The following is a 10,300-nucleotide window of genomic DNA, read 5'->3' as shown; positions in this document are numbered from 1 at the left end:
GCCACCAATGCCCTGCCGCACAAGGCAACCCGGTAGACCCGGAACGATCTGGCCACAATCACCCCGTACATCACGCGCACAATCGGCCGCTTCGGCAACTAGGCACTCAACCTCACCCCGCCCGAGACGGGTCCGGTCACCCGACTGGACCTTGAGCCGCAGGCACTGTTTCCCTCCGGACCGGCGTGAGGATCGAGCACCCATCCGCATCGCATCGCATCGCATCGCATCGACCATCCGGTATCTGCCGAACGGTGGTTTGACCCGGCGTGATCCATGCCATAGGTCAGCATTTGCTGATTCGTACGTTCTTCGTCGTCGAGATTGCCAAAATTGGTCACGATCTAGCCATGACCATAGATATTTCGAGATTCGACAAGATGCTCACAGATTAGCTGCCTGCACCATGTGCAGTTATTGGCATGGCGTCAATTTGCGGCCGTTCGCACCTTATGGTTTATTACAGCGGAGGCGCCGATTAGGTGGGGAGGGGAAGGGGGATTACCGCACGTGATCGGCACGTGCGATGCGCCTGCATCCTGCGCCTTTGTACTGGGCTTCCAGCAAGCAGAATGAAATCTAATGCTGTGCACGGAACTTATTATACCTAGGGGAGTTATGAGTATTATTGATCAGACGCTGTCCTCAGCGCACCACTTGAGGCGCCCACATTCAGGCGATCATTCTGATGTTCAGGTCGAGATTTCAAATTGGTTTGCCGGAAAAGGCGCCGAGGTACTCACGGCAGAAGACATATCACGGGATTTCCCCGACGACTATTTGAGCTTTCTCCGTGATCGGTCGATCCTGTCGAGGACACTGTGCCCGGCGGGGATTGGCGGACCAGACGCACAGTGGCGCCCTCGGACGATCTTCGCCACCAGCGAGAATCTCGCATTCGGCAGTTTCACCCACTGGTTAATGTGGCATGTCACCTCGCTCTCGGTGCTGCCGGTGTGGATGTCTGGCTCTGTAGAGTTGCAGGGCATCTATGCCGAGGCGTTACGGAGCGGTCACCTCGGATCGTTCGGGATGTCTGAGAAGGGCGCCGGTGCGGACTGGCGGACAACAGCGACGACGTTGACGAAGTCCGAGCATGGACTGGTTCTCAACGGCGCGAAGCACTACGTGGGCAACGCACAGGTTTCGCCTATCATCACTACATTCGCCGCCGGTGGGGACGATAGCAAGTCGTTCTCCTTCGTTCGGGTCGACCATGCGAACCCCGGCTTCCGGCTGGTCCGGAATGCGGTGCCGGAGCAGATGTTTGTGGCCGAGTTCGAACTTGAGGATTATGTGGTCGGCGAGTCCGATGTCATCGTCTCGGGCCGAGGCGCCTTCTTCGACGCCGTCAATACGATCAATATCGGCAAGGTGAACCTTGCCACTGCGGCTGTGGGATTGGCCTCTCGTGCACTGCTGGAAACGTATCGCCACACTAGCAGTCGCGCGATCTTCGGTGTTCGAACGAGCGACTTCGGGCAGAACAAGGAAATTCTGTGCGAATCGGCTGTCTGGGTCCTCGCAATGCGGGCCTTCTTGGCGCAATGCGCTGAGCACATGGAGAACGCTTCGCGCAGCGATAATTCCTACATCGTTTTCAACAGCGCAGCCAAGACATTTGTCACTGAAATGTCCGAATCCGTTATCCGATCGCTAATGGATGCTGCTTCGGCGTATTCGTTCGAGAGTCAGTCGCCGCTCAATGCAATTCGGAGGTTCTGTGCGTATCTGCCTCGCTTGGAAGGCACCAAATACGTCAACCTTATGCAGATGATCAAGTCTTCGAAAGCTTTCATCGCTTCATCCGGCAGGTCTCCTGCCCATGAATCTGGTGAGCACTGGCCTGTGGGAGCCGAATATCTGCTGTCCCATCGCGGGCTCGGGGGATTTGGGTCCATCGATTTCGGTGATTGGCGGTCGAGTCTCGAGTCCGTGTCCGGGCTGTCGAACGGCGCGGTATTCCGAGAATTCTGCCTGGGTTTCTCGCGATGGGTCATGGAAAACGATACGCTGAAAGGCGAGCGGGCCATCGAGGCCATCGGCGACTTGTACTGCATCGTTATCTTCGGCACGGAAATCGCGCATGCCGCTTCCCAGCTCGACTCGGCACAGTTGTGGGACGCGACGTACGGCCTCGTCTGCGGAGAGGCGATGCGAGTCCTGCTCCGGCATCGCACTGTGCTGGACGAACTCGGCTTCGCGACCCAGAACCTGCTGGTCACGCTCGCTGGATCGCGAGTTCATTACCCTCACAACGAGATCGAGAACATCCTCGCCGAAGCGGTGACGGACAGCGCTTTGGTCGCACGGCGGCGGTGGTGACGATGCGTATCGGGGTCATCGGGGCCGGCATCGCCGGCCTCGTATTCGCCAAGAGTATGGAGACCTCCGGCCATGAGGTCTGCCTTTTCGACGCGGCCACCCAATTGCGGCCGATCGGGGCCGGAGTGACGCTCGGCCCGAGGTCTCTCGGCCTGCTCGCTGAATGTGGGTTGGAGCAGATCATCCGGGAAATCGGGTGTGCCATCGGGTTTGCCACCGTCACGGATTCCCAGGACAACGTCCTGTACCGTGGCGAGTGGCCGCAGCCGCGCATGGGCGGATTGGGCGGTATTTCGATCTTGCGGGCTGATCTTCAGGATGTCCTGGTGAAGTCCTGCGGGAATCTGTGCCTGCACCTCGGTAAGAAGGCTCTCGGTTGCGATGTGTCCGAGGACGGGGTTGTCGTGCGTTTCAGCGACGGTTCCCGTGGATCGTTCGACCTCGTGGTGGCGGCGGACGGCGTGAACTCCGCGATCTCCGCGCGGATCAACCCGGACCAAGACATTGTGCGACACGGCACGATGGTCTATCGGGCACTCATTCCACTGGAGCGTGTGATCAATGAACTTGGCGCCGACCCTGCGGTGCGGCTCTGGGTCGGTGAGCGGAAGAATTTCCTCTGCTACCCAGTGGTGGGCGGAAAAACCGTCTACGCGACAGGATATGTCGAACACGCGGAGCTCGACGTGACCGCTGCCGACGAGGTGCGAGCGCGAATCGTCGGGGAGTTCGACGGCTGGGCGCGTCCGGTTGAAGCGATGATCGCGGGTATGAACGAGATTTCGTTGCGGCCGAGCACATTCCGGTCACGGCCCGAACGGTTGTACCGGCAGCGGACTGTGGGCATCGGCGATGCCGTCCACGCAATCTGTTCGCACAGCGCTCAGGGAGCGAATCTCGCGGTCGAGAGCGCTGTCGCGTTGGCGAAGGTGTTGTCGGGGTCGGACCGAGATACCGTCGATGAAGCGTTGCACGGGTACGAGTCTGCCCATCTCGACCGTGTCCGCTATATCCACGGGTACGCGCTCGGTATCGCAGAACTCTACCACGACCCGTTCGGCTCAGATATCGCGGCGAAGGTTGCCGCGCTTCGGGCGAAGATCAGCTCGAGCCAGGTGACTCGTCATAATGCGGTGAGCGCCGTATGAGTGCGGCATTCTTCTACCGCCAGAAGTCAGCGGAGGAATTCGAGTCACAGCCAACGACTTCCGGGCCGTGGTCACCCGCTTTTCAGCACGGCGGTCCGCCGTTCGGGCTCGCGTACCGGGTGGCCCAGCGAAGCACCCCAGGGCTCGTCCCCACAAGTGGTCGTTTCGATATACTCGCGCCGATCAAGGTGAGCGACGTAGTTGTGCGGGCGGAGGTGCTCCACGAGACCCGTTCGACCAAACAGCTCGGTGTGTTCCTCATTCAGGACAGCGAGGTTGTCGCTGTAGCGACGTTCTGGTTCATTCGTCCGGTCTCGGATGCGCTGGTTACGTCCCATGCCGCACTCCCTGCGGACCTGGCGGACCTCGATGCACGGGAGCTGTCGCAGCACCCGATCCACCTCGGCTTCGACAGCCAGGGCATGCCGTTCTCCTGGCTGCATCATGCGAGCGGGTACATGTCCTCCTGTCTGTGGAAGTTTCCCGGAGACATCCCATTTCTCCGGGAAGGCGCCCACACCGCGGCGTGCAAGATGCCGCCGTCGCTGGTGAGCGGATCCTCGATGACGGGTTTCGAGCTCGTCTACACGCTCGCGGACGCGGTGTGGTCGATCGGGCGAGGGTTCTCGCTGGAGGAGATGAGCGCCGTCAACGTGGACGTCACGGTGCATTGCGTGCGCCCTGTCGAGTCTGAATGGGCTTATGTACGAGCCGCGACCACCCATGTCGCCGAGGGCGGACTCTTCGCTTTCGGGGAGATTTTCGACACAAAAGGCTTGTGCGCCAAGGTGCACCAGGTGCTCGTTCCCGCGCCGCCCCGTCTGGCCCAGGTGTCGTAGGACGACACCGGGCCTGAAAACAAGATCAGGAATTAGTAGAGCAGGGGATCTCATGTCGAAAATGCTGTCGGGCGAACCTGACGGATCGCCTCAAACCGTCACTTTCACACGCGAATTCATCGCCGATCCGTGGCCGGTGTACGACAAACTCCGCGTCGAGGGCCCCGTGCATAAGGTGGTGCTGCCCAGTGGATTGCCCGCATGGCTCATCGTCGATTACGACCTGAGCAAACAGGTGCTCACGGACTCCCGGTTCAGCAAGGATGTCACGGCGCGCAGCGTGATCATCGCCCGGCTCGGGGCCGGTCATGTCAATGGTGCTTCGGCCATACCGAGCATGCTGCAACTCGACCCGCCGGACCACACTCGGCTACGCAAACTCGTGAGCAAGGCATTTACCGCCGGGGCGAGCGCCCGGATGCGCCCGCGAATCCAGGCAATTGCCGACGAACTCGTCGCGGTCCTAGCGGATAAGGACTCTGTGGATTTGGTGGAGGATTTCGCTCTCCCGTTGCCGCTGTCCGTTATCTCCGAGATGCTGGGGTTCCCCGACGAAGACCGTGACCGCCTCGGTTCGTGGAGCAGGCAGCTCATGGAGTACTTCACTCCGGGGACTAGTGATGCGGTGAATAGTGCCGCGACGGAGTGCTGCGATTACATTCGCGGTCTGATCGCGGCCAAGCGCGCGAACCCGGGGCCTGGGGACCTGCTCGACGAACTGATCGCCGTCTCTGCAGACGGCGATCGGCTCAGCGAGGACGAATTGGTGTACACCGTCTTCATTCTCATGATCGGCGGGCACGAAACAACTGTGAACCTAATTGCCACGACCGCGGAAATGCTGGCTCGGAACGACGCGCTCCGCACGCGAGTGCTCACAGAACCCGATCGGACTTCAGATCTGATCGAAGAGACACTCAGATTCGACGGGCCGGCGCACACCGCCACCATGCGGCACACCACGGAGCCGGTCATGTTGGGCGGGGTAGCGATTGACGCGGGAGAGTTCGTCATCGTGGGACTGGCGGCTGCCAGCCGGGACCCGGCGAAATTCCCCGAGCCGGACCGGTTCGACCCCGATCGGGGCTCCTCGGCGCACCTGGCCTTCGGGCACGGGATCCATTTCTGCGTGGGGGCGGCGCTCGCGCGGCTTGAGGGCGCGATCGCGATCAATACGCTGTTCCACAGCTTTCCGGCCCTGCGCCTCACAGCGGGAGAAGATCCACCGTGGCGGTTCAGCTTCATGCGCGGGCGAATGTCGCTACCGGTTGCGCTGCACGAGTACGAGAATTGAGGAATTCGAATGACTGAAACGCTCGCGGCTCACGGCCTCGGCCGCCCTTTGTCGCCGTTCGAATCGTATTTCGCCGCAACCTCGGCGACGATCTGGGTCACCGATCATGTGGTCGGTGCTCTCGACCTCGACACGTTGCAGGAGGCATGGGATCTGTTGCGCCAAGCCCATCCTGTGCTCACTGCGCGGCTTGCGTCCAATGAGGATGTTGGGTCCGTCTCCGGGATTCGTGGGCTCGGGATCGTCGTGCCCGCCGTACCCGATGCCTCGCCGATCGGGCGGATCGACGAGGGAACTCTGACGCTCGGCGCGGGCGGTCCAGTCGCAGTGCTGAAAGTTTCGGGCGACGACGGTCATACTCGGGTCGCGCTCGTATTCCATCATGCGATCAGCGATGGCAGGCTTGTCCAGCACTGGCATCACGAAATGTGGTCGTACTACACCGAACTCGCTGAAGGTCGGACTCCGGTAGTTCGACCGCATCCGGTTCCGCAGTCGCCCGAGGCGCTACTCGGGGAGCGCGGCGTTGTAAAGACCGCCCTCCCACCGAGCCGTCTTGAGCAAGCGGCGCCCACGAATTTGCCGAGTGGGCAGGCGGTGAATCCTATTCTGTGGCGGCAGGTGCGGCTGCGCGCGCAGGACACTATGGCATTGCTCGGTTTTGCTAAGCGTCGGGGCCAGACTATGCACAGCCTCGTTGCGGGCGTGGCCGCTGTCGCTACTCGACGATTCCTGCCGATCGGTGACACCGAAGCAATCGACATCAACGTCGTTTCGCCCGTGGACATCCGAGCCAGATTGGAACCGCCGGTGCCAGTCTGGGCGGGCACAAACATTCTCGGAATGGCGAATTCTGTTGTGGCGGTTCACCCCAAATCTGATCCGGTCGAGGTGGGCTCCGCCGCGATGCAGCAGTTGGTCAACGACTTGGAATCAGGGGTGATCCACCAATCGTTCCTCCACATGGCAGGCACTGTCGACAGGCCACGGCCCCTGGTACCGCGGACGCTCACCACGAACTTGGGCGTCATTGAGACGGTTCCCACACCCCCGGGACTGACGATCCTTGAGCTGCGCAACGCTATGAGGTTCGACTGGACTTCGGTCATCGCGATGATGAAGGCAGCCGGGCAAACCGACCACCCGCTGCTGCGGACCTCGGTGCACATCATCCACACCTACGAAGGCCGACTCAGCGTTGACTTCTCCACCTACCTGTCCGAGGACCGAGCCGATCAGTATGCCGCCGAGTTCGAGGCGTTGCTCCTCAAGATGGCAGCTCAAGACTAGTGAGCCGCGTTGACAGCAACTGCGACGGTGTAGCTGCGCGCCTTAACGGTGTTTCGGTGACAGCGTGACCCACGGCCGATCGGAAACATCGCACACTGTATCAAGGTTTCGAAGAGTGCACGTCACCCGCATACCGAAACATCCTTAATACTGCATGAGCGTTACGTAAGTCTGCTCGAAATCTTGGTGCAATGCACTACGTTTCCGATCGGCCGCGGGTCACGTTGTCACCGAAACCTCGTTAATACCGGTGAGCGCACCACCAGCTCCGATGGCCGCTCGGACACGATTGGGCTGCGGCGCACTCCGACGACGATATCGCCATGGTCCATGGACAGCAGTGCCCTGTAGCGACCACATCAGCAGTCCCGGCATCCCACTTTCCGACTTCAAGTAGCCGTCACACACATCGGCCACCTCCTAGGGCAGGACCCGTAATCCATGTCAACCCAACGTAATCCTCGGCTGGCGCTGTACGCGCAAGTCGTGGGGAGCTTCATGATCATGCTGGACATGACCATCGTCGCAGTGGCTAATCCGGCGATCATGAGCAGCCTGCATGCTGATATCAACAAGGTCATTTGGGTCACAAGCGCCTATCTCCTCACCTACGCGGTGCCACTGTTGGTGACCGGTCGGCTCGGAGATCGGCTCGGTCCTAAGAACATCTACCTGCTTGGCCTAGCCGTTTTCACTGCCGCCTCACTGTGGTGCGCGACGTCCAGCAGCATCGAGATGTTGATCGCTGCGCGCGCCGTGCAAGGTCTCGGAGCGGCGCTTATGACACCGCAGACGATGGCCGTCATCACCCGCACCTTCTCGCCAGACAAGCGCGGCGCAGCCATGGGTCTTTGGAGCGGCGTCGCAGGTTTGGCCACACTGGTCGGCCCGATCCTGGGCGGGTTCCTGGTCGAGTCACAGGGGTGGGAGTGGATCTTCTACATCAATGTGCCGATCGGCATCATCGCCTTTGTGCTGGCCGTATGGCTGGTGCCGTCGTTAGAAACCCATAAGAAAAAGTTCGATCTGGTCGGCGTGGCGCTCTCCGCAGCCGGAATGTTCTTATTGGTGTTCGCTATCCAGGAGGGCAATACCCGCGAGTGGGATAGCGTCATCTGGGCACTGATCATCGCCGGTGTCGTCGTGATGGGTCTGTTCGTGGTCAACCAGTCCCGCAATACCAACGAACCACTGGTGCCGTTGAGCCTGTTCAAAGACCGCAACTTCGCGATGTCCAGCCTCGCGATCGGAGCCGTGAATGCCTCGTTGACAGCTATGTTCGTGCCGTTCTACTTCTATCTCCAACAGGTACTAGACATGTCGCCGACCCGATCGGCACTCACCCTGGCTCCTATAGCTATTGGGACAGGTGTTTTCGCCCCGATTGTCGGCAAACTGTCGGACAAGTTGGCGCCGCGGATCCTGCCCACGTTCGGCTTCGCGGTCTTCGCTGCGACAACCTTCGTGTTCGCGATACTGATGAAGCCGGATACCCCAGTTGCCCTGTTTCTGGTGATCGGCGGTGTCGCTGGTGTCGCCAATGCTTGTATCTGGGCTCCGCTGGCCACCACCGCCACCCGGAACCTGCCGGTGGAGCTGGCCGGTGCCGGTTCTGGTGTCTTCACGACCACCCGCCAGGCAGGTTCGGTACTCGGTTCTGCCGCCGTTGGCGCGCTGCTGTCGATGCAGATCGCGGCCCAGCATCTGACCACCGATGGTCCGATCGGTGAGGGCGGGGCAGGTATGCCGAAGATGCCAGAGCAGATCCTCGAAAGGCTCGCCACGGCACTCGGCGAAGCCATGTACTTGCCCGCCTGCATCCTCCTGGCCGGTCTAGTAGCTTCCGCCGCGCTGATGGGACACCGAATGCCCACAGGAGCTAGCACTCCGCCGGAGAAGGCAGACATCGCAGCCTGATCCAAGTGATGTCATGCCTCGACGGCGAGATAGGTGGTGTTCCGTAAGCCGACTGGTTACCGGAACGCCCTGAACGGCGAATCGCCGCCCAGCTCAACCCTGTTCCGTTCGGCTTGGACAACGCACTGGCGGCAGCCACAGCGGCAGCGGCCAAGAGCCGCCAAACGGTTCTGACCGTGACGAAATTCGATCGGTTCGCCCGCAACCTCGCCGAGGCCGTCGACATTCTGACCGGCCTGCGCGGGCAAGGTGTACTGTTCGGACTCGGCAGCCAGATCTACGATTGGGACGACCCATTCGGCAAGCTGTTCTTGCAGACATTGGGCATGATGTTCCCCGGGTTTCTCGGAGTCGGTGATGTTCCCCGGGTTTCTCGGAGTCGGTTTGGTTGACTTCTTGGTCACGACACCGTCGAAGGAGACTCGTTCGTGCCAAGGCGCTATCCCGAAGAGTTCCGCCGCAAGGTCCTGGATCTGGTCGCTGTCGGTCGTCCTGTCGCGCAGGTGGCAGCCGATTTGGGCATCAGTGATCAGACGATTTACCTCTGGCGCAAGCAGGAACTGATCGACACCGGCCGGCTACCCGGCGCAACCCGCGCCGAGCAGGCCGAACTGTCGGCGGCCACACGGCGGATCCGGGAACTCGAGCAGGAGGTGGCGATCCTGAAACGGGCTCGTGAACTGCTGAAAGAACAGGGAGGCGACCCAAAAGGCGATACGCGGCCATAGCTACGATGGCGTCCGAGGGCTTGCCGGTGCAGGCCGCGTGCCGGCTCCTCGACGTCGCTGAATCGGGCTACTACCACTGGCGGTCACGACCGCCGTCACAAAGATCGATCCGGCATGCCTGGCTACTCGATCAGATCCGTACCGTGCATGCCGCATCCCGGGGTACCTACGGCGTTCATCGCGTCCATGCCGAACTCACCCTGGGGCTCGGGATCAGCGTGGGCCACAACCAGGTTGAGCTGCTGATGGCCCGCGCTGGGATCAAGGGGCTGCCCGGCAACCGCCGCTCCAGGCCGAAGCATCAGACCCCGACCGCGGGTGATCTGGTCAACCGGTCGTTCGCACGATCGCAGCCAAATCAGTTGTGGGTCACCGACATTACTGAGTATCACACCCGGGAAGGTAAGGTGTACTGCGCAGTCGTGCTCGACACGTTCTCCCGCCGGGTCGTCGGCTGGTCGATCGACTCGACCCAGACCGCCGCGCTGGTGACCAACGCGCTGGGAATGGCCATCGCAAACCGTTCACCGCGGGCCGGGACGATCATTCATTCCGACCACGGAGTGCAAGGCGGATTCAACTGGTCGACGCAACGTTTCGTTGTTGGAGCGATTGTAGATGCTGCTCCATCGCCTCAGCCGGCGTGCGCCACCCCAGGACCTTCCGCGGTCGTGTGTTGAGCGCGTCAGCGACCGCCGCCAGGTCCCGCTTGCTCCACCGCGACAGATCGGTGCCCTTCGGAAAGTATTGGCGTAGAAG

At 61.2% G+C, this 10,300-nt stretch carries 8 protein-coding genes and 2 pseudogenes; 9 read left to right on the top strand and 1 reads right to left on the bottom strand.

The annotated features are described in order from the left end of the window. Positions 1 to 618: 618 nt before the first annotated feature. From ACX4ZE_RS22205 to ACX4ZE_RS22165, 9 genes and pseudogenes are all read left to right on the top strand, one after another. Positions 619 to 2,325 carry an acyl-CoA dehydrogenase family protein gene (locus ACX4ZE_RS22205; RefSeq protein ID WP_480275408.1) on the top strand — a complete coding sequence of 569 codons (1,707 nt, stop codon included), beginning with the start codon at positions 619 to 621 and terminating at the stop codon, positions 2,323 to 2,325. 2 nt (positions 2,326 to 2,327) lie between these two features. Continuing rightward, the gene (locus ACX4ZE_RS22200; RefSeq protein WP_480275407.1) at positions 2,328 to 3,473 is read left to right on the top strand and encodes an FAD-dependent monooxygenase; all 1,146 of its coding nucleotides are present in this window, start codon (positions 2,328 to 2,330) and stop codon (positions 3,471 to 3,473) included. Then, entirely contained in the window at positions 3,470 to 4,312 is an 843-nt protein-coding gene (locus tag ACX4ZE_RS22195) for a thioesterase family protein (RefSeq protein WP_480275406.1), read from the top strand. The genes ACX4ZE_RS22200 and ACX4ZE_RS22195 overlap by 4 nt, the downstream gene beginning before the upstream one ends. A gap of 61 nt (positions 4,313 to 4,373) precedes the next feature. After that, the gene (locus tag ACX4ZE_RS22190) at positions 4,374 to 5,606 is read left to right on the top strand and encodes a cytochrome P450 family protein (protein ID WP_480275405.1); all 1,233 of its coding nucleotides are present in this window, start codon (positions 4,374 to 4,376) and stop codon (positions 5,604 to 5,606) included. A 9-nt stretch (positions 5,607 to 5,615) separates the two neighbouring features. Next, positions 5,616 to 6,896: a phthiocerol/phthiodiolone dimycocerosyl transferase family protein gene (locus ACX4ZE_RS22185; protein ID WP_480275404.1), complete on the top strand. Its 1,281-nt coding sequence runs from the start codon at positions 5,616 to 5,618 to the stop codon at positions 6,894 to 6,896. Positions 6,897 to 7,337: 441 nt separating this feature from the next. Beyond that, complete coding sequence (locus ACX4ZE_RS22180; protein ID WP_480275403.1) at positions 7,338 to 8,813, top strand: DHA2 family efflux MFS transporter permease subunit; 1,476 nt, start codon at positions 7,338 to 7,340, stop codon at positions 8,811 to 8,813. Between the two features lie 113 nt (positions 8,814 to 8,926). Next, positions 8,927 to 9,205 (top strand): recombinase family protein, encoded by a 279-nt coding sequence (locus ACX4ZE_RS22175; RefSeq protein WP_480275402.1) that lies wholly within the window; start codon positions 8,927 to 8,929, stop codon positions 9,203 to 9,205. Between the two features lie 36 nt (positions 9,206 to 9,241). Further along, positions 9,242 to 9,541 carry a transposase gene (locus tag ACX4ZE_RS22170; protein ID WP_480275401.1) on the top strand — a complete coding sequence of 100 codons (300 nt, stop codon included), beginning with the start codon at positions 9,242 to 9,244 and terminating at the stop codon, positions 9,539 to 9,541. Between the two features lie 5 nt (positions 9,542 to 9,546). Beyond that, positions 9,547 to 10,098: pseudogene (locus tag ACX4ZE_RS22165) on the top strand (IS3 family transposase); the annotation flags it as partial. Between the two features lie 19 nt (positions 10,099 to 10,117). Here the strand turns inward: ACX4ZE_RS22165 and ACX4ZE_RS22160 are convergent. Next, a pseudogene (locus tag ACX4ZE_RS22160) lies at positions 10,118 to 10,300 on the bottom strand (IS30 family transposase); the annotation flags it as partial.

This window comes from Nocardia sp. TBRC8007 (genome assembly GCF_056629435.1).
This window is presented reverse-complemented; position numbering and strand designations above follow the sequence as displayed.

What these genes read in the sequence shown, in the direction of transcription:
- ACX4ZE_RS22205 (WP_480275408.1), top strand. Translation starts at nt 619, where the DNA reads ATGAGTATTATTGATCAGACGCTGTCCTCAGCGCACCACTTGAGGCGC.
- ACX4ZE_RS22200 (WP_480275407.1), top strand. Translation starts at nt 2,328, where the DNA reads ATGCGTATCGGGGTCATCGGGGCCGGCATCGCCGGCCTCGTATTCGCC.
- ACX4ZE_RS22195 (WP_480275406.1), top strand. Translation starts at nt 3,470, where the DNA reads ATGAGTGCGGCATTCTTCTACCGCCAGAAGTCAGCGGAGGAATTCGAG.
- ACX4ZE_RS22190 (WP_480275405.1), top strand. Translation starts at nt 4,374, where the DNA reads ATGCTGTCGGGCGAACCTGACGGATCGCCTCAAACCGTCACTTTCACA.
- ACX4ZE_RS22185 (WP_480275404.1), top strand. Translation starts at nt 5,616, where the DNA reads ATGACTGAAACGCTCGCGGCTCACGGCCTCGGCCGCCCTTTGTCGCCG.
- ACX4ZE_RS22180 (WP_480275403.1), top strand. Translation starts at nt 7,338, where the DNA reads ATGTCAACCCAACGTAATCCTCGGCTGGCGCTGTACGCGCAAGTCGTG.